15 protein-coding genes and 5 pseudogenes are annotated in these 19,069 nt (G+C 40.8%); 10 read left to right on the top strand and 10 right to left on the bottom strand.

Annotated elements, in window-relative coordinates:
* Positions 1-410 precede the first annotated feature (410 nt).
* The 4 genes from ACSLFW_RS02085 to ACSLFW_RS02100 all read left to right on the top strand — a co-directional run bounded on the left by ACSLFW_RS02085 (position 411) and on the right by ACSLFW_RS02100 (position 1,701).
* A complete protein-coding gene (locus ACSLFW_RS02085; RefSeq protein ID WP_436554436.1) occupies positions 411-788 on the top strand; it encodes a DUF805 domain-containing protein in 378 nt (125 codons plus the stop codon).
* Between the two features lie 76 nt (positions 789-864).
* Complete coding sequence (locus ACSLFW_RS02090; protein WP_436554437.1) at positions 865-1,263, top strand: DUF4234 domain-containing protein; 399 nt, start codon at positions 865-867, stop codon at positions 1,261-1,263.
* Positions 1,238-1,501 (top strand): DUF2752 domain-containing protein, encoded by a 264-nt coding sequence (locus ACSLFW_RS02095; RefSeq protein WP_436554438.1) that lies wholly within the window; start codon positions 1,238-1,240, stop codon positions 1,499-1,501. The genes ACSLFW_RS02090 and ACSLFW_RS02095 overlap by 26 nt, the downstream gene beginning before the upstream one ends.
* 41 nt (positions 1,502-1,542) lie before the next feature.
* Entirely contained in the window at positions 1,543-1,701 is a 159-nt protein-coding gene (locus tag ACSLFW_RS02100; RefSeq protein WP_436554439.1) for a hypothetical protein, read from the top strand.
* Between the two features lie 48 nt (positions 1,702-1,749).
* On the opposite strand, the gene ACSLFW_RS02105 is transcribed toward ACSLFW_RS02100, so the two are convergent.
* The 7 genes from ACSLFW_RS02105 to ACSLFW_RS02135 form a co-directional block, all read right to left on the bottom strand.
* A complete protein-coding gene (locus ACSLFW_RS02105; protein WP_436554440.1) occupies positions 1,750-2,187 on the bottom strand; it encodes a hypothetical protein in 438 nt (145 codons plus the stop codon).
* Positions 2,184-2,522: a hypothetical protein gene (locus ACSLFW_RS02110; protein WP_436554441.1), complete on the bottom strand. Its 339-nt coding sequence runs from the start codon at positions 2,520-2,522 to the stop codon at positions 2,184-2,186. The genes ACSLFW_RS02105 and ACSLFW_RS02110 overlap by 4 nt, the downstream gene beginning before the upstream one ends.
* A 73-nt stretch (positions 2,523-2,595) precedes the next feature.
* The gene (locus tag ACSLFW_RS02115; RefSeq protein WP_436554442.1) at positions 2,596-3,105 is read right to left on the bottom strand and encodes a hypothetical protein; all 510 of its coding nucleotides are present in this window, start codon (positions 3,103-3,105) and stop codon (positions 2,596-2,598) included.
* Entirely contained in the window at positions 3,036-3,866 is an 831-nt protein-coding gene (locus tag ACSLFW_RS02120) for a DUF5689 domain-containing protein (RefSeq protein WP_436554443.1), read from the bottom strand. Before ACSLFW_RS02120 ends, ACSLFW_RS02115 begins: the two co-directional genes overlap by 70 nt.
* Before the next feature lie 131 nt (positions 3,867-3,997).
* Entirely contained in the window at positions 3,998-4,621 is a 624-nt protein-coding gene (locus ACSLFW_RS02125; RefSeq protein WP_436554444.1) for a choice-of-anchor J domain-containing protein, read from the bottom strand.
* 966 nt (positions 4,622-5,587) lie between these two features.
* Positions 5,588-6,889, bottom strand: a complete 1,302-nt coding sequence (locus ACSLFW_RS02130) for a hypothetical protein (RefSeq protein ID WP_436554445.1) — start codon at positions 6,887-6,889, stop codon at positions 5,588-5,590.
* Complete coding sequence (locus ACSLFW_RS02135) at positions 6,868-7,440, bottom strand: carboxypeptidase-like regulatory domain-containing protein (RefSeq protein ID WP_436554446.1); 573 nt, start codon at positions 7,438-7,440, stop codon at positions 6,868-6,870. The genes ACSLFW_RS02130 and ACSLFW_RS02135 overlap by 22 nt, the downstream gene beginning before the upstream one ends.
* A 136-nt stretch (positions 7,441-7,576) precedes the next feature.
* Here ACSLFW_RS02135 and ACSLFW_RS02140 point away from each other — a divergent pair.
* The 5 genes and pseudogenes from ACSLFW_RS02140 (at position 7,577) to ACSLFW_RS02160 (ending at position 12,026) form a co-directional block, all read left to right on the top strand.
* Positions 7,577-8,670 (top strand): annotated as a pseudogene (locus ACSLFW_RS02140) (endonuclease/exonuclease/phosphatase family protein).
* Between the two features lie 182 nt (positions 8,671-8,852).
* Positions 8,853-9,200 carry a hypothetical protein gene (locus tag ACSLFW_RS02145; RefSeq protein WP_436554447.1) on the top strand — a complete coding sequence of 116 codons (348 nt, stop codon included), beginning with the start codon at positions 8,853-8,855 and terminating at the stop codon, positions 9,198-9,200.
* 127 nt (positions 9,201-9,327) lie between these two features.
* Positions 9,328-9,857: pseudogene (locus ACSLFW_RS02150) on the top strand (3-hydroxyanthranilate 3,4-dioxygenase).
* 144 nt (positions 9,858-10,001) lie between these two features.
* Entirely contained in the window at positions 10,002-11,558 is a 1,557-nt protein-coding gene (gene amaB / locus ACSLFW_RS02155) for an L-piperidine-6-carboxylate dehydrogenase (protein WP_436554448.1), read from the top strand.
* Positions 11,559-11,648: 90 nt separating this feature from the next.
* On the top strand, positions 11,649-12,026 hold the full coding sequence (locus ACSLFW_RS02160) for a hypothetical protein (protein WP_436554449.1): 378 nt from the start codon (positions 11,649-11,651) through the stop codon (positions 12,024-12,026).
* A 393-nt stretch (positions 12,027-12,419) separates the two neighbouring features.
* Here the strand turns inward: ACSLFW_RS02160 and ACSLFW_RS02165 are convergent.
* The 3 genes and pseudogenes from ACSLFW_RS02165 to ACSLFW_RS02175 form a co-directional block, all read right to left on the bottom strand.
* Positions 12,420-15,817, bottom strand: a pseudogene (locus tag ACSLFW_RS02165) (hypothetical protein).
* A 139-nt stretch (positions 15,818-15,956) separates the two neighbouring features.
* Positions 15,957-17,223, bottom strand: a pseudogene (locus ACSLFW_RS02170) (aspartate kinase).
* 74 nt (positions 17,224-17,297) lie between these two features.
* On the bottom strand, positions 17,298-17,771 hold the full coding sequence (locus tag ACSLFW_RS02175) for an N-acetyltransferase family protein (protein WP_436554450.1): 474 nt from the start codon (positions 17,769-17,771) through the stop codon (positions 17,298-17,300).
* Between the two features lie 207 nt (positions 17,772-17,978).
* Between ACSLFW_RS02175 and fbp the strand changes: the two are divergent.
* Positions 17,979-18,987, top strand: a pseudogene (gene fbp, locus ACSLFW_RS02180) (class 1 fructose-bisphosphatase).
* The last annotated feature ends 82 nt before the right edge of the window (positions 18,988-19,069 follow it).

Below are 19,069 nucleotides of genomic sequence, written 5' to 3' on the forward strand. Positions count from 1 at the left end.
AAACCGATGCTTACGGTGCCAGTTTCTGGTGGAAAGACAAAGACGGCAATGATTGCATGACACAATGGTCGCCTTTTAAAGAGGATACGGATTATTTCGCGCCTTCTGAAAAACAATTTATGCAGAATTTTCGGGTTGATAATCTGGAATCGCTTTTATCGGCATTGAAAGCCGAGGGCGTTATAGTTGTTGGTGAAATGCAAAGTTTCGATTACGGAAAATTCGGCTGGATACTTGATCCTGAAGGCAATAAGATTGAACTTTGGGAACCTGTTGACAGTGTCTTTCAATAATAAATTTACAGAAAATTCATCGTTTCATTTATTTTGCTATTTTTATCTCCTTGACAATTGAATCAGGGGAGTAGCTGAAAATCCATAAGAGTAAGACCAACCTAACCATTTATTATTATGATTGAGTATTACAAATTAGCGATCAGCAACTATGCAAATTTTAGCGGCCGCGCAAGAAGAAGTGAGTATTGGTACTTCGTTTTGGCCAATATTTTAATTTGCATTGTCCTTTTCGGGCTGATGTTTGCTGTTGGCGGCGGTATTAAAAGCGTCGGTGCCGGTTTGATTTTCCTGATTTTATATGTCGTATATGCCCTTTTTGTTTTTATCCCGAGTTTATCGGTTTTGGTGCGAAGGCTGCATGATGTCGGCAAAAGCGGTTGGTACTATTTTATCCAGTTGATTCCGGTTATCGGCGGCATCTGGTTGCTTTTTCTGCTTTTCTCAGAAGGAGATTATCAGGAAGTAGAAGAAATCGGAGTGCCTGAAGCTTAATCAAAAAAATACAAATCCTGCCCATGTGCAGGATTTTTTTTATATTTATCCCATCAACTAAAACCAATAACAAACCATGACTGACACCAATTCAAATTCTGAAAGCTGGAATACGCCTATGCCGCCGAAAAATGATATTCCGTATTTTAAAGTCGATCCGATTGTCGTACTGATTCTGGGCATTCTTACCTGCGGCCTTTACCTCATTTACTGGAACATTAAAGTAGCCGACGTGATGAATTCCGTTGCCGGACGCGAAATCGTATCACAACCTATTGCTATTTTCGCAGGCTGTTGTTATCCGATCAACGTTTATTTCTTCTACCTTGTCGGAAAAGAAGGGCTTCCAAGAATCTACGAAAGGATAAATTATCCTAAAAAAGACGACACGGTATTGTTACTCGTATTAGGCTTTTTCTTCCCAATGGTGGCTGCAATGATTGTACAGGGTGACATCAACAAATTATACAATTAATACCAGACAAAAACGCAAAATTTACGGAATAGCCGGAGCGGTAATCACGCTGGCTGTTCCGTTTTTTTTGATGCTTTTTAACCACGACAACCATCTCGAAACCGCGCAATCTTTATGTCCGTTTAAGATGCTGACGGGTTTTCCGTGCCCGGGTTGCGGCATTACCAAATCGATGGTTTATTTTTATTCGGGTGATTTGTCAAAGAGTTTGCATTATCATGTTTTGGGCCGTTTGTGATTGTATTTTGCGCGATTTCTGTGATTGTGCTATCGACAGAATTGAAAACCGGGAGAGAATACCTGAACAACATCTTGTACAACCGGAAAATGGCGCTTGTATTGGCATTTTTGCTGATTGTTTATCATTTGGTCCGTTTGGTTTATTTTATCAGGAATAATGATGTGGATATGGTTTTGAGACAGTCAATTTGGAAATAACGCACATGTTATAAACCTAAATATGTAATTACACAACTTACGATGTTTTTAAAATATTTTAAATCCTTCGATCTTAAATTGCTCACCTTTCTGGAAGATCAAAAACCTTTCAGTATACTTTTTAGTCATATAGATTGCCTCACATTCAAAGCGAAATTGATTATCTGCACCCAAATCCTGTTTGCCGGCGCTCTTCTCCCATTTTATGATTTTAAAACTTTTAAATTCACCTCCTTCAAGGTTAAGACGTTGGAATAATTTTATAAGGTCTTCTTTTGTCGCCACCTTATAAAATGATGTGCCAAATAATGCAGTGGCGCATCCATAGTCTTTGTTGTCTATACATTGGTAAAACAAGTTTACAGTTTTTTCCGCCTCAGCGATTTGTGTTGTTTTATTTTCTGTAGGCGATGTTATTGCTGTGTCTTTTTGCTTACAAGATACGAATACCAGTGTCAGGAACAGACAGGAAAAAATATTTTTCATTTTTTTAGGATTGAAGATGGAAAGATACTAGTCTTTTTTATAGAATCCTTTAATTTTTTATTTTGGTCATAAACATAAAGGCGGTCGGCATTGGCTTCTTTCGAAATAGAATCTCCAACCTTTATTTTTGACCACACACCAAACGAGAAATTAGGACTCGAGAAAGTATCATTTAAGCGATAGTCTTTTTTCTTTATCGTATCAATTTTATGAACTACGAAGTGGTAGCTTTTCTGGTAATCCATGCGGGAAAGAATGTAGCTTCTTACAAACAGCCCTGTAATGATTAAAAATCCGGCTACGGCAAACATTAATTTTTGATGTTTTCTACTCATATTGGGCTAAAGTTATAAAAAAACTGCCCGAAATCACTTCCGGGCAGTTCTAATTTTCAAATATCAATATGATTTATTCGATTGTAAAATCGTCTAAATAAATATCATAAGTAGCTTCTTTACCCACTTTAAGCGCAAAGAAATTAGTCGACGTTGCAGTAACGTTAAGGTCTGTCAATGTAGACAAATCAAGTGTGATCAACGTCCAGGCGCCGCCTGTATTAATTGTTCCTGTGTACTGGTTGGTAGCCGCAGGGTCAAGTGTTTTAGCAGTCGTTACATCTTCCAAGTTGAAAACCGTATAAGCCGTCCCGTTTGTTTTATAAACATTCAGGGAAATGGTTTTTGTAGAAGTTCCTTTGATGTAAAAATGTAATTTCGTAGGAACTGCCGGCGCACCTGTTCTTGCGAATGAAGTGAAAACGTAATCGTTTGTAGCACCTGTGTTACCAATATGCAATGCATTTCCACCGCCTGTTCTACCGGCGCCAATAGCCTGCGTAGCATAAGGTTTCAATCCGAAACTGTTGATACCGCCAAGGAAATCTGCCCATGTCTCAAAGTTACTTCCCGGGAAAGCCAATACAGCATTGGCACTTGGCCTGATCCTGGTGGCGGAACCGGTGGCGCAACACTTCTTTCGTTAGTCAGTTTGATGTCGTTCATGGTTCTTGTCATAAACTGGAAATCGTTACCGAATTTGGTCATTACACCTCTGATTTTTCCGTTTCCTGAAGGAACAGCATTACCAGAATAAGTAGCATACATACTCACCCTAAGGATTACTTTTTTACCGTATTTGTCTACGATTTCGTGGTTTGTAGCGCTGCCAAGGTTGTTTAGAGAAGCGTCAAACAATTTTTTCCCTAAAGAAGCATCTGTAAACTGAACGCTGTCGAATTCGATAAGCTTGTTCAGGTTTTCATCACGTGTCGCTTGTTGGATAGTAAGATTTTTGATAACCAAGTTTTCTTCATCAATTTTATCACATGAACGCTCAATGATGCTTGTGTATTCAAGACCTGAAATTCTTCCAACTTCATCATCAGTAGGATCGTCAGGCGTATTGTTGTTGTACAACTGGCCGATGATTGTCGCGTCAAAATCAGTCTGGAAATAAAGGTCTTTCAGGTGAACATACACTTTTCTTCCCGGTTCGAATTTATTAAAGATGTTGTAAGCATCAATCGGCATGCTGAAGGTTTTTGTTCCGTCAAGGGAAACGAAAGAAACGCTTTTGTAAAAGTTTCCGCCTTCGTCACTCGAAGTTACATAAGCCTCGATAATATCATCTGCGGTATACTGCTGCTTTACACCTGTAGCCATTGCCACAATGTCGCCCACAGTTTTAGTCGGGTCAAAGACACGCATTCGCCCGATAAATCCGGAGTCGAATAGTCGTCGTCGTTCGCACAGCCTGTAAAAGCCGAAACGAAAGCGATAGCCAAAATTAATTTAAAGATTTTCATAGCTTTTTAATTTGAAGTATAAACATATAAGTTGTTGATCTCGAACAAGCCGTCAAGCGCGGTGTTGGTTCCTGATCCGATAGCTTTAAAAGCGATATAAACGTGTCCGGCAGCTTCGTAAGGCCCGAGGTCAATTTCTCCCGAAGGTACGAATAAATATCCGGTTGTTTCAGCATCTGCCACTTTTGCGTCGACTCTTGTCCACGTCGCAGTAGCAACATCTGTGCCGTTATAATCTGTAGAAACGTAAACTTCTACGGTATTTGACGCGTTCGAAACGAAATTCTGAGCCGAGTCAAAAGAAAATTTAACGCCGGTTTTTCCCGAAATGTCGATTGATGGAGAAATCAACCATGCGATGTTCGACAAATCACCACTTCCGTAAGTGTTGAATTCGGCATAACCGTCACCCTGGTAAATTCTTTCTTTCCACTTGATGTTTCCGGCTTGGTTGAAATTCGTCCAGCCCGGTAAATCTAAAATGGTGTTGTGTTGTACGTCCTGGAATTTTTCCGAATAGAACGGAACTTTCAAAGGCGGAAGCGCTGCATCGTCATCGCTGACGCAGCTTGTCATAACGCTTGCGAAAAGCGCTAAGAATAAAGCCGGTTTAATCATTAATTTTTTCATTGTGCAATTTTTTTTAGAAGTTTAAGTATAGATTCACAAAATAAGTTCTTCCGTACCCATAGAAATATTTTGGTTCGAATGATCTGACGCCGCTCACGAGGTCAGTCTGGTAATCCGGGAAAGTCGCTTTTCTTGATTGCTCAAATCCTCCTGTTTTGTATTCAATATCGAAAATGTTGTTGATCGATGCGAAGAAACCGAAAGTTTTTCTGGTCTTTTTGTTCAGCATCCATGATTTTCCTCCTGTAAGGTTAACCAATGTGAAATCGTCAAATTTCTCTTGTTTCAAAGCTTTTCTCACACTTTCTTCTGTAACGCCATCGTAAGAAATGCTGCCGTTTTGTGAAACAAAGCTGTCTGTCCTTAAAACGGAAGAAACATCGATATAATTGTTGCCAAGGTAGTTTGCGTTAGCACCAACATACCAGAAATGTGGGTCTCTGTACTCTAAACCGATAGAATAAGCCTGTTGCGGCATGTTCGGTAATTTGTAGTTTTTAAGGTAAGCTTTTCCGAAGTCAACAACAGGATAAGTATTATCGGCAGTTGCCAATGCATCATCGTTGATTTTTACGTTCGGGTTGTTGCTGTAAATATATTGTCCGTAAGAAGCGGCAGCTGTAGCTTTCAAAGTTGAAGTAATCGCGTACTCCAAACCTAATTCTGCACCGATATTTCTTTTGTTCACACCTGTAAGGATTTCGCTGATGAAGGAATCCGCGTCATTTCCGTCTGTATCTTCAGAAATACTTTCTGCATAGTAGAAAGAAACTTCAGTTGAATTGTTGACCTGCGACATGAAACCTGTCAATCTTGCTTTTAAGGTCGGTGTTCTGATGATGTAACTTCCGTCGAAACTTGCGATGCTTTCGCTCAACAAATCCGGTGTTACGTTATCATTGATCCTTGCGTTGGCGTATGTATTTCTCAAAGTCGGCGCTTTTGTAAGGTAAGCCGCGTTGAAATCTAAATAATTCCTACCGTTGATTTTGTAGGTAAGTCCGCCTTTGAAACCAAAGTTTTCAAAAACCTCGCTTTTGCTTTTCCCGAAAGAATTGCCTGCGTAGATACCGTTTTTATACAAACCTTCTCTTTCATACTCTGATCTCGAGAAAGATTGTGCCAGGTAGAAATCGAATTTAGAGTAAGCGAATTTAAATTGTGTAAAACCTTCGTAGTTCGTGCTGAAAAGGTTGTAATTGTAACCATATTCGTCACCCACTTTAACCTGTCTGTTCGGGTTATTAAGGTCAGATTGTGATGAATCTCCTGTATAAATGGGTCGATGTCAAGGAAAAACTGTCCGCCCAATAAATCCAAAAGGTTCTGGAAGTTGTGTGATTTCAGTTTCTTGAAAGTAACGCCTGCATTCAAAACGATATTGTTAGACAATTGTGAGCTCAAAAGCGAATTGGCATTGAACATTTTATCGTCTGTCCTGTCTTCGTATAAAGCGTAGATGCTTTGCCCCGGGTTGCCGCTGTTTTGGTTCGCCTGGTACATTGCCGTCCAGTCAATCTGGCTGTGGCTTAAGAAATAATCTTTTGCAATTGCAGCCTGAGCCTCATTTGGCTGCCAAACCGGAACGTCGTTCACATAAGCGTGGTAATTCAGGTAGTAGCTAGGAAGGTTTTTGTAGTAAGTCGGATCAGGATTGTTACCGCCCTGGTAATCAATTCTTGAGTTTCCAACCGAACCGAACTGGTAAGAAGCATTCGTGTTCAAATTGGTTTTATCAGTAATTTTCCAGTAGTGGCTTAAGATGAAGATTGGCTCTTCAACGTCTTTATCACGTGAATTTCTCTTTCTTCCATCCTGATAACCCCAGTAAGAGTTGTATTTTACACCCATAAGGTCGTTTACTTCCTTAGAGTTTGGCGAGCTTTTTCCGCGGCTGTTCTGCGCGTAAATCGCCGTGAAGTTCAAGCTTTGTTTTTCATTCAATTTCTTTTCGATACTTGCAAAGAATGAATTCGCGCTGTAGTCAGTTCCTTCGAAATAACCTTCTTTCGCCCATCTTCTTGAAGCAGAAATTACATAAGCCCATCCTGATTTGCTCATTCCTGACGCTTGTGTTCCCATTGCTCTCCAGCTGTAGTTGGTGTTGGTTCCTGAGAAAGAAACCCTTCCGCCCGGTCTGTAGATTGACGCTCTTGTGTTGATTTCCTGTGTTCCCAAGATACCACCGAAAGTATAATCTGAAGGTGAAGAACCCATGGTGAATTCCTGGTTACGGGTTGCATCATTCAATCCGCCCAGTTGCTCCATTGTGGTCTTCCGTCATAAATCTTATTCATTACGATACCATTGATCATGGTCGTACCATATTCATTGTCCAAACCTCTGATCCTGAAACGGGCTTGTCCCCAGTTAAAGGCAGCAGCCTGGTTATAAGTATCTCTTGTAGCCTGCAATAATCCTGATGTACTTTCAGAACCGCTGTTATCATCGCCAAGGTCATTTTCCGTAATGGTGACAAGGCTCAACTGCTGCTCTGAAGAAATATCCTCTTCTAAAACAATAACGCCAAGATCGAGGGTTTTTCCTGCGGTCAAAGTAACTGGCAGAAGTTGTCTCGTGTAACCTGTACTGGTTACTTCCAGCATTTGCTTTCCATCTACTACTTTTTCAAAAACGAAAACACCCTCGCTGTTGGTCAGGCTTGTAAAAGTTGTGTTTTGAATTGTAGCAATAACATTTTCTAACGGCTTTTGTGTTTTTGAATCGACAACTTTACCGGTTACTCCGGCAGTTTGCTGCTGTGCAAAAACAAAAAATACCTGCATTACAAACAGAATACTAATTACTAGTTTTTTCATAAATAAAATTAAATTAATTCAGCTTCGTTAAGGTTATTGATTTCTTAACGGGCGCAAATGTACATCTTTAATTAATATTATCTACTTTTGCTGCCAAGTTTGTGTTAAACTTGACATTAAATTAATATACGATTATATGAGAATTAAAAACTTTTTCGCCCTTTTCGTTGTTTTATTTGTAATAAATAGTGCGAAAGCGCAGGGAAAAAAATTTATTGTGCACACCGTCGCATTCTACAATCTAGAGAATCTGTTCGACACCGTCAACAATCCGAACATTGACGAAGAATGGCTTCCGCAGGCGGGATGCAACTCTAAAAGGTACAAGAAAAACTCGAAAACCTGGCACATGTTATATCCGAAATCGGAACAAACGACCAGCAGAAAGAAGCGCCGGTTTTAATTGGTGGTGCAGAAATTGAAAATCGGGGCGTTCTGGAAGATTTGGTAAAAGAGCCGAAGCTTGCCCCTTACAATTACGGTATCGTTCATTTTGATTCGCCCGACAAACGTGGCATCGACGTTGGGTTATTGTACCAGAAAAAGCATTTCAAGCCAACATCTTATATCAACATCCCATTGATATTTTATAACGACACCAAGTCAGAAAATAAAAAAGAAAAAGACGCCGAGGTAACCGATGATAAAATTGAGGTAACTTCAGACAACCGCCTGTATACACGCGATATTCTACTCGTAACAGGACTTTTAGACGGCGAAGAAGTTAACGTCATGGTCAACCACTGGCCATCGCGTTCAGGCGGTGAGAAAAAAAGCAGTCCGTCGCGTGAAGCCGCCGGAAGACTCGCCAGAAAAGTAATGGACTCTATATATAAGGTAAACCCGAATGCAAAAATCATCTGCATGGGCGATTTGAATGACGGCACCTATAATAAAAGTGTAAAAGTCGGCCTGGGCGCCAAACTGAAAAAATCAGAAGTTCGGCCTCAAGGCGTTTACAATCCGTTCGAACAAATGGCGAAAGAAGGCAACGCAACTTTATTCTATCGTGATTCCGGCGATATTTTCGACCAGATCATGGTGTCAGAATCTCTAATCAAAACTGATTATACCGGATTTGAATACTGGAAAGCCGGCATCTACAACAAGCCGTTTATGATACAGACGACCGGGCAGTATAAGGGTTATCCGCTGCGACACGGGCCGAATGAAGTCGGTTTTAGCGACCACTTCCCGGTTTATATTTATCTGATTAAGGAAGTAAAGTAAAAATATCAAAGCCGGGAATTTTGGCTTGATAATTGGCCAGGAATTTCAAAAATTACCACGAATTAATTTGTGGTAATTTGTGAAATTCCCGGCTTTTTTTTAATCGAGTTTTTCAAGTTGTTTTATTGACTTCAGCAATAAAAGTATACTTTTGCGCCGATTATACTTACAATTAAGTACTTATGAAAAATTTAGTTTTTGCACTCTTCATTTTCATCTCAGCAAAAAGTTTCGCACAGGACACGATTACCACAGCGCAGGTAAAAGATTATCTTGGAAAAGAAGTCTGGGTTAAAGGAACCGTTGCGTCTTTCAAACCTGCAGGCGAAAATTCCCTGAATTATATCAACGTCGATAAAGCCTTCCCGCAAAATATCTTCACAGTCGTAATTGCCGACAAATATTTGCAACGCCTCAAAATCGACCTTACCAAAAGCAAAGGCAAAAAAATCCTCGTGAAAGGCAAGATTGAAGGCAATGGTAAAGACACGCCACAAATCGTTAACCCAGTGAAAGTTGTTATTAAATAGATAACAGACCGCAGATAGCAGATTTCAGACTGCAAACTGATATCTGTCACCTGTTATCTGATATCTGCCGACTGCTATCTGCAATCTCCTATCCAAAAAATTCGTAGATTTATATAAAAATACGAAAATGCCAATCTCCCAACCTTTCAACCTCAACAAATGGATCGACGAAAACCGCCATTTGCTCAAACCGCCCGTCGGAAATAAAAGCATTTACACCGATGCGCAGGATTATATCGTGATGGTCGTTGCTGGCCCAATGCCCGAAAAGACTATCATTATAACGAAACTGAAGAACTTTTTTACCAACTCGAAGGCGACATAAAAGTCATCATTCAGGAAGACGGCCAACGAAAAGAAATGGCGCTTCATGCCGGAGACATGTATCTGCATCCCGGAAAAATTCCGCATTCTCCTGTGCGCGCCGAAGGCTCAATCGGGCTCGTAATTGAACGCAAACGTGCCGGGAAAGGCTACACCGACGGCCTTTTATGGCATTGCGAAAACTGCAACCACAAACTTTACGAAGTCTATTTCGAGCTCTATGACATCGAAAAGGATTTCCTGCCGCATTACCGGCATTTTTATAATTCTGAAGCATTGCGGACTTGCGATAATTGCGGTACAGTCATGGAGACAGATCCGCGGTATGTTTAATTAAATAATGAAAGAATTAGTCAATCAGGTAATTGTAAAAATGTGTTCAACCCTCGGCATCATTTTCTAATTATCTAATTTTCACATTAACTAATTTGCATTACCTTTGCGAAAAATATAACAATCCACTACACAATAGTTACAATGACAACAACAATAGCACAGGAATTCGGCATGACCGAAGCACTCGCCCAACTCGGCATCAAAGCCGTAAACGAAGGCACATCAACCGGCTTGAACAATTTTTCCAACGGTGAAATCCTCGAAAGTTATTCTCCCGTAGACGGTCAGCTCATCGGAAAAGTAAAAACTTCAACCGCAGCAGATTACGAAAGAGTAATGCAAACCGCGACCGAAGCTTTCAAAACTTTCCGTTTAATGCCCGCTCCTGCTCGTGGTGAAATCGTACGCCAATTCGGTGAAAAACTGCGTTTTCACAAACAGGCTTTAGGAAAATTGGTTTCTTACGAAATGGGAAAATCTTTCCAGGAGGGTCTTGGCGAAGTGCAGGAAATGATTGATATCTGTGATTTTGCAGTTGGTTTGTCAAGACAATTACACGGACTCACAATGCACTCAGAGCGTCCGGGGCACAGGATGTACGAACAATACCACCCAATGGGCGTTGTCGGCATCATTTCTGCCTTCAATTTCCCTGTTGCCGTTTGGTCATGGAACACCGCTTTAGCATGGATTTGTGGCGATGTATGTGTTTGGAAACCATCTGAAAAAACACCTCTTTGCGGAATCGCCTGCCAGAATATCATCGCAGAAGTCATCAAAGAAAACAATCTTCCTGAAGGAATTTCCTGCCTCATCAACGGCGATTACAAAATCGGAGAGTTAATGACCGCCGACAAACGTGTGCCATTGGTTTCCGCTACAGGTTCTACCAGAATGGGTAAAATCGTGGCACAGGCTGTCGCAGGCCGTCTTGGAAAATCTCTATTGGAATTAGGCGGTAACAATGCCATCATCGTAACCCCGGATGCAGATATTAAAATGACCGTTATCGGTGCCGTTTTTGGCGCTGTCGGAACTGCAGGGCAACGTTGCACGTCAACGCGACGTTTAATCATCCACGAAAGTATCTATGACAAGGTAAAAGATGCCATCGTTTCTGCTTACGGACAACTCAAAATCGGAAATCCGTTAGACCAGAACGACCACGTTAGGCCGCTAATCGACGCACACGCCGTTGAAATGTACAACCAGGCTTTGAAAAAAGTCGTTGCCGAAGGCGGAAAAATCCTTGTTGAAGGCGGCGTTCTTTCAGGAGAAGGTTACGAAAGCGGCTGTTACGTAAAACCTGCCATCGCTGAAGCTGATAATAAATTCGAAATCGTACAACACGAAACTTTCGCTCCGGTTTTATATTTATTGAAATATTCAGGAGATGTAGAAAATGCTATCGACGTACAAAATGGCGTAGCACAAGGCCTTTCATCTGCCATCATGACGAACAATCTTCGCGAAGCAGAGCGTTTCCTGTCAGTTGCAGGTTCTGATTGCGGAATTGCCAACGTAAACATCGGAACTTCCGGTGCAGAAATTGGCGGTGCTTTCGGCGGTGAAAAAGAAACCGGCGGTGGTCGTGAATCAGGTTCAGATGCCTGGAAAATTTATATGAGGAGACAGACCAATACAATCAATTATACTACAAGTCTTCCGTTGGCACAAGGTATTAAGTTTGATTTGTAATTATTAATCACGACATAACCAGAAAAACCGGCTTTATTTGCCGGTTTTTTTATGCAACTTTGTCAAAAATCAAATAGGAATAAATAAATTATGAAATCAAGAATAATACTGTTGTTGTGTTGTACGCCTTTTTTAATGGCAACCACCTGTGAAGACGAAGGTAATAATAAAGATTGTGACGGCGCAGCGGTTGCAGGGCTTAATATTTCTATACATCCCGGTAATACAGATGCTCCAATTTCTGCAGACGGTATTACAGTCGTTATAACAGATGAAACTTTTTCGGAAACCCTCACTCATAATGAAACCAGTCTCGTATTTTCTGGTGCATATGAACGTCCGGGGAATTACATTATTACAGTTACTAAAGAAAATTACCAGACTTATATTTCTCCGATAATTGCAGTAGGAAAACTTGGCTGCCACGTTACCACCGAACATATTGATGTGACATTACTGCCGGAATAAAGAAATACTAATAAAAAAAGGCCATCTTATTCGATGACCCTTTTTTTATATTGTTTTATGGCAAAAATTCCATAAGCTATTGCGGCAAAAAAAAGAACGTAGACGCTACCATCTATTGGTAATCCAGGCGGCGGCGGAACCCCCGGCGGTATTGGCTGTGGCGGGATAGGTCGGTTAGCCAAACAAGGATTAAAATAGAAAACAGTCAGCGTAATTAGAAAAAGTCTTTTCAAAACGGTCTTCATTGGTGTACAAAAATAGGAAATTATTCTGGCTTTCAAAATTTTAGGCGTTCAATTGCTAATAATACAGCATATACGGCGATTCAACGATAACGGATTAACAATTATCAACGAATGTTGAAGAAAAATTCATATTGTATAAAATCTATCTTTAGAAATACGCTCTTAACTGTACACTTCCGGTATGAATGGCTTTACTCGTTTCACTTTTACGACCTTGGTAATTAACGCTTACATCTAAGAATTGCGTTAGATTTTTCTGCAACAACAAACGCCAGGTTGTATTTTGTCCCGGCTGCAGGCCTTCGAGCATCTGATAGGCTACAGGTGACAGCGCATCTCCCATGAAATTATTCTGATATAACGAAAACTCACCATTGACTGTAAATTGTTTTTCGCCATTGTAAGTAAATGAAGTTCCGAGCCGTTGCTGATTTAGTTTTTCCAAATCTCCAATCGTATTTTCCTTCGTCTGATATTCATAAAAAACATCGAGGCTGGCATTCTTCGAAAACAAATAAGAAATCTTCGGCGCTCCTTGATAGCCTTCAATTTTGTAATTCTTGCTGCCGTAATTCTCAGAAATACTTTCCGATGAAATCGTCTTGCCGCTCATTCCGAACAGCCAGCTTTTCCGATATAAATGTGCATATTGCAATTGGTGCGAGCTGTTGCTGTTTTCAAGCGAACCCACTGACAACAAGCTTTTCGAACGGTTGCTCAGGAAAGTATAAGTTACCGAATGTTTTTGCTTGCCGCGATTGTAATATAAACTGTTGCGGAAATTAAGGTTCAGTCCGAGCAAATCATCTCCGCCGGTCGCAAACGGATTGAAATCGAAATCACTGCCCCGTCGTTCAATTTTTCTTTCTGTCAAAAATGACGTTTGATTATAAAAATGCGACAATACTTTAAAAATTCCGCCATCATTCTGCCATTGCTGCGGATTGAGCGTCAGCGCCTGCGAAAATTTATTCTGGTGCGTTTTAATGAAAATCTGGTTCGGCAGGTAAACGCGCACATATTTTGCCTGATCCGGAAATGGTGCGATTTCAAATTCCTCCAATTCCTGAATGCCATTGCCGTTGTAATCGTTCCAGGTATAAACGCCTTGCCCGGATCAACTTCGATGTACGAGAATTCCTGTTGCGCAATCGTTCCCGAAAATGTTTCGAAACTTGCTGTGAACTGAATTAATTGGCTCAGGAAACGGCCATTGTATAACACTCTCGAATTCAGCGAAGGCTCGTCTTTTCTGGCAGCATCTTCAAAAGATAAATTCCTGTAATTGGCAAAAACCGACAAATCGTTTTGCTCATTCTGAATTAATTTCGATTTGAGATAATAAGAATTTGAAGTATTTACTTTTTGTAAGACTCCATTCTGCAAACTGTCGTTGACACGGTGCAGATAACCGATTTCGACGAAAACTTTCGTGCTGTCGCCGCGTCCGATGAAAGCGCCGTATTCAGAAAAACGCTGGCTTAAAGCAGACAATTGATTCGTCGCAACCAATTTTTCTCTATTATCTTCCAGACGAAACGAGCCGCCAACCCAATTCTTTTTAATGTGATATTTCGCCAAAGTCTGGTTCCGAAGAAATTTCGAAGAAGCATAATTTCCGTCACTTTTGAGAAAGCTTCCGGTTTCAGAAATGGTCAGGTTGTTAAATTTCAATTGGGAATTCACCACATGCCGCATTCCGGAAAAACTATCAGAAAAATCGAGTTTTTCGAGTTGATACGTGAAATTTCCTTTTTCTGAAAGATTCAAATTCACACCTGAAACCAGCAAACTTTGATTTCCCGTCGGATTCACCAAATTCCAGTCGCGGTTGAATTCAATCGTAAAAAGCCTTTCAATCGTCTGGAATTTATGGTCGACATATTGGTAATTCGCAAAGAAATCAACATTGAATTTTTGCTTCGTAAAAAGCCTTTGCTTCGCATTGATTTTGGCAGCAATGCCCTGATTATCGCCGTCGTCTGCAGAAGAAAATAAATTTTTATCGCTGTTGCTGATGCCGACTTCAAAATCGACATTCGTCTTTTCATTCGGGTTGAATTTTCCCATAACAGTTGCAATCTGGATTTTTACGGGCGCAACCAAGCGCACTATCGGTTCGTAATTTCCTTGCGGAATCCCGTTTACCGGTTCAACATATTCGTAAATTTTTCCGATGGCAGAAGTTGTTGCGAGCACATAATTTCCCTGATTATTTCCGACAAGGCTGAACTTTACATTGTATAAAACATCAGTTTCAGTATTCGAAAATTCGAAAACCTCAACGCCGTTAATGGTCGTTTTTTTATACAAAATCTTATTCTCCGAATACGAATCAACATAAGCCGAAGGTGCCGTCATTAAAGCGGGATTGTCGCCCGCAGCCACCAAAGCCTGCACTTGTTCTGAAGATAAATTTTGCTGCAGCGGCTGGTTTTTCACATCGCTTTCAGAATAAATATAGCCACCGATGCTCCATTTTTCGCGCTCATGCGTCGCACCGCCATAAGCCACAAATCTTGTATAATTTTTATCGGAATATTGGTATTCGATATTGATCCGCATTTCTGAAGTAATCTGGAAAAGCGACGTAAAGGTGACTTCTCCGGCGTTATAATCAATCGTATAATCGTTGTTTTCACCGCGTTTGAGCAAAATTCCGTTGACGTAAACGCGCTCAGAGCCTGAAATCACCAGAATATACAATTCGCCGTTAGGGCCACGCAGTTTATACGGCCTTTGATTGCCTTCCTGTCCTGTAAAAGTACTTTTGGCATATTGGCCGCGTACCAAAGCCGCCGAAGCAAATACTGTAGTTTTTGCAGTATCCGGGCCTAAAATAACATTCGCCGCAATGCCCTGTACTTTTTTGTTGAAATTGAGAAATCTTGATTTTCGATTCTCAAGGAACAAATCGCCTGCGCGGATGCTCCATCTGTCGCTGAACAATTCGATGAAAATTTGGTCGAATTCATCTAATTTCTGGGAATAACCGCCGTCCTGCAACGGAATATTCGTATCCTGAATCGATGCGCGAAGACTCACCTTATCCGAAATTTTTCCCGTAATCTGCAGATCCAAAGACGAATTCACAACCGCATTCTGGTTGTTCCCGACGGTGATGCCGCGCGAAATACTTCCCGAAGTCGACAATCCGTCAAACGGGATAAATTTCTTCACCGGATCGCGTGAAATGCTGTACAAATTATTCCCAACCACACGCCGCTGGTCATAAATGCTGTATTCTTTGGTTAAATATTCGGGAAGTTTTAAATAGCGAACGGTTAAAGTGTCGTTTAAAAACGCCGCTTTTTCATTGAAAACCAATTTCCCTTTCGAGAAATCCATTTTATAAAAACTGCTGTCGATTTCAGCACCGTTCCTATCCAATAATTTAAAAAACGATGAATTAATGCTGACGCTGTCTATGCGAATGGTATCGCGCGACGCCACGATTTTCTGGCTTTTGTACGGCGTCTTGATTTCCTGGGCGTAAAGTCCGGAAAAACAACCTGCAAAAAGCACAAAAAATAGTTTTTTCAACATAAGGAATATAACGCCCGAATGCCAAAAGTAGTGTTATAATTAGATAATTGGGCAATTAGAAAATTAGAAAATGTCTTAGTTTGCGTTAAAACTACAGGACAATTCTGAGAATTTTCTAATTACCTAATTATCTCATTCTCTAATTAACTTCCTTCGTCACAATCTGCATCGTGTCGCGGCTGACCTGCTTTAACAAAACAGTTTTATTCTTCTCAACCATTTTTGCGGCTTTTTCATCGAAATGTCGAATCGTAAAAAGCGACACATTTTCGTTGTAGGAAACCTTGAATTTTTTGGAAAGCACCGTTTTCAATTCCGGGAAACTGCCAAATTTATCTTCAATGCAGACTGAAAAACTGATCGCAGAATTCTGTATCAGGCTCACTTTCATCTTGAATTTGTGCAGCAACGCGAAGATTTCGCTGATGTTTTCTTCCATAATAAAAGAAAAATCAATCGACGATAATGAGATCAGCAATTGTTCTTTTTTCACGATGAAACACGGCAATTGCGGTTCTAAATCGGCACCTTTGGAAACACTGGTTCCCGGCAATTCGGGTTTTAAAAATGACTTTACGAAAAGCGGAATTTCCTTTCTCTGTAAAGGCTGCAATGTTTTCGGGTGAATGACTGTCGCGCCGTAAAACGCCAATTCGATGGCTTCGCGATAGGAAATCTGATTGAGCAGACTTGCGTTTTCAAAATATCTTGGGTCGGCGTTCATTACGCCCGGAACATCTTTCCAGATTGTTACGCTTTCGGCATTTAAGCAATAAGCGAAAATCGCAGCAGTATAATCTGGAACCTTCTCGGCCTAAAGTCGTGGTGAAATTATTCTCATCGGAGCCCAAAAATCCCTGTGTGATATTGAGCGCTTTCTTCTTGATTCCCTTCGAAATGTACTGCTGTGTTTTGTCCCAATCGACTTCGGCATCGCGGTAATTCTTATCGGTTTTGATGAAATTGCGCACATCGACCCAATTATTTTTCAAACCTGCATGTTCGAAATAATGACTGATTATCGTCGTCGAAATGAGCTCGCCATAACTTACAACCTGATCGTAAACGAAATTATAATTCGGAGATTTATTGCTTCGGATAAAATATTCCAAATCGGCAAAATGGCCGTTAACAGCGAAGAAAACAGCATGTTCCTGCTCTTCATCGTCAAACAAATCAAGCAAAATCTGGTTATGATATTTCTTAACGTCCTGTATCGAAGCATTAAGCTGTGGCGATTTTTCGAAATAATTTTTAATGACGACTTCAAGCGCATTCGTGGTTTTTCCCATAGCAGAAACGACCAGAAGCGTGTCTTCGTAACCCACTTTTTGCAAAACGTCATAAACGTTTTTGATTCCGGCGGCATCTTTTACTGATGCGCCTCCAAATTTGAATATTCTCATATTAGAAAGTTTGAGCCAAGAGCCAAGAGCCAAGAATCAAGACACAGAAAAATCTTGACTCTTGACTCTTGATTCTATTTTCTTTTTAAAAATTCATTAATTCCATTTTCATCCATATTCACCACGCGCCAGTCTTCCAGAATTTTCGCGCCTGATTTCTTGTAAAAATCAATTGCCGGCGTGTTCCAGTCGAGTACATTCCACTCAATGCGGCGCACATTGTCTTTTTTGCCTTGTTCGATTATGGCTGAATATAATGCGAATCCCAATCCGGAGCCGCGCATTTTTTCCTTCACGATTAAATCTTCAAGATGGATTGTTTTGCCTTTCCAGGTTGAATAGCGGTAATAGTACAAAGCCATTCCGACGATTTTGTTGTTCTGTTCCGCGATGAAAGTCCGGAATAACGGATGGTCTGAAAAGCCGTCGCGTTCCAGGTCGGCAACCGTTACGACCACCGCATCGGGTTCTTTTTCAAAAACCGCGAGTTCTTTGATCAACTCTAAAACTGCGGGCATGTCTGCTTTTTGGCCTGTTCTTATTTTCATTTTTTTTGAAGCTGATCCAGCTATGCGTTACACAATCTTTTCTTTTTTAAAGAAAAAAAGAAAAGGATTTCCACTGCTATCCGGGCTGGGGCATTTGTATTTTGAACAACAAATATACAAATCCCGAAAACTAACTTTTAAAATTTGGCGGGTTTTCACAAAAAAACCGATATTTTTGCACAACCAAACAACTACAACGATTTCGTAATGGAAGAACGCAACAAAACGCTCGGCGAATTTATCATCGAAAAACAAAAAGACCACCAGTATTCATCGGGTGAATTGTCTAAAATCATCAACTCGATCCGGCTGGCGGCGAAAGTCGTCAATTATAAGGTCAACAAAGCCGGATTGGTGGACATTGTTGGTGCCGCCGGAGAACAAAATATCCAAGGTGAAGACCAGCAAAAGCTCGATGTTTATGCAAACGAAGTTTTCATTCAGACTTTGATCAACCGTGAAATCGTGTGCGGCATCGCCTCTGAAGAAAGCGACGATTTTATCACTGTTTGCGGCATGGACAAAGGCCACAATAATAAATATGTGGTATTAATGGATCCGCTTGACGGTTCTTCGAATATCGATGTAAATGTTTCTGTCGGGACGATATTTTCGGTTTTCCGCCGCGTGACGCCGATTGGAACTCCAGTAAAACTTGAAGATTTCCTGCAACCGGGAACGGCACAGGTTGCGGCGGGTTATGTGATTTACGGTACTTCGACGATGCTCGTTTATACAACTGGGCCATGGCGTAAATGGATTCACTTTAAATCCCGCAATCGGAACTTTCTACCTTTCACACCCAAATATGGAATTCAAAAAAGATGGGAATATTTACTCCATCAATGAAGGTAATTATGTGCATTTTCCGCAAGGCGTAAAGGATTACATCAAATATTGCCAACTCGAGGAAGGCGACCGTCCATACACTTCAAGATATATCGGCAGCCTGGTTTCAGACATCCACAGGAATATGATCAAAGGCGGAATTTACATCTATCCGACAAGTTCAAAAGCTCCGAAAGGAAAATTGCGCTTGTTGTATGAATGCAATCCTATGGCGTTCATTGTAGAGCAAGCGGGCGGAAAAGCGTCTGATGGTTTCGGAAGGATCATGGAAATCCAGGCGACAGAACTGCACCAGCGTGTGCCGTTTTTCTGCGGCAGTTATAATATGGTGGAAAAGGCGGAGGAGTTTATGGCAAAAGCGACGTAAATTTCAATTTCAAGCTCAAAAATCAATAACAATTTCAAGACAGCATCAAACAAAAAATCGAAAACTCAATTAATAAGATTGA

It is taken from the genome of Flavobacterium sp. 3HN19-14 (assembly GCF_051373205.1).
Lineage (GTDB): Bacteria > Bacteroidota > Bacteroidia > Flavobacteriales > Flavobacteriaceae > Flavobacterium.

Coding starts and splice junctions, on each gene's coding strand:
- ACSLFW_RS02085 (WP_436554436.1), top strand. CDS start 411: ATGATTGAGTATTACAAATTAGCGATCAGCAACTATGCAAATTTTAGC.
- ACSLFW_RS02090 (WP_436554437.1), top strand. CDS start 865: ATGACTGACACCAATTCAAATTCTGAAAGCTGGAATACGCCTATGCCG.
- ACSLFW_RS02105 (WP_436554440.1), bottom strand. CDS start 2,187: ATGAAAAATATTTTTTCCTGTCTGTTCCTGACACTGGTATTCGTATCT.
- ACSLFW_RS02110 (WP_436554441.1), bottom strand. CDS start 2,522: ATGAGTAGAAAACATCAAAAATTAATGTTTGCCGTAGCCGGATTTTTA.
- ACSLFW_RS02125 (WP_436554444.1), bottom strand. CDS start 4,621: ATGAAAAAATTAATGATTAAACCGGCTTTATTCTTAGCGCTTTTCGCA.
- ACSLFW_RS02130 (WP_436554445.1), bottom strand. CDS start 6,889: ATGGAGCAACTGGGCGGATTGAATGATGCAACCCGTAACCAGGAATTC.
- ACSLFW_RS02135 (WP_436554446.1), bottom strand. CDS start 7,440: ATGAAAAAACTAGTAATTAGTATTCTGTTTGTAATGCAGGTATTTTTT.
- ACSLFW_RS02145 (WP_436554447.1), top strand. CDS start 8,853: ATGAAAAATTTAGTTTTTGCACTCTTCATTTTCATCTCAGCAAAAAGT.
- amaB (WP_436554448.1), top strand. CDS start 10,002: ATGACAACAACAATAGCACAGGAATTCGGCATGACCGAAGCACTCGCC.
- ACSLFW_RS02160 (WP_436554449.1), top strand. CDS start 11,649: ATGAAATCAAGAATAATACTGTTGTTGTGTTGTACGCCTTTTTTAATG.
- ACSLFW_RS02175 (WP_436554450.1), bottom strand. CDS start 17,771: ATGAAAATAAGAACAGGCCAAAAAGCAGACATGCCCGCAGTTTTAGAG.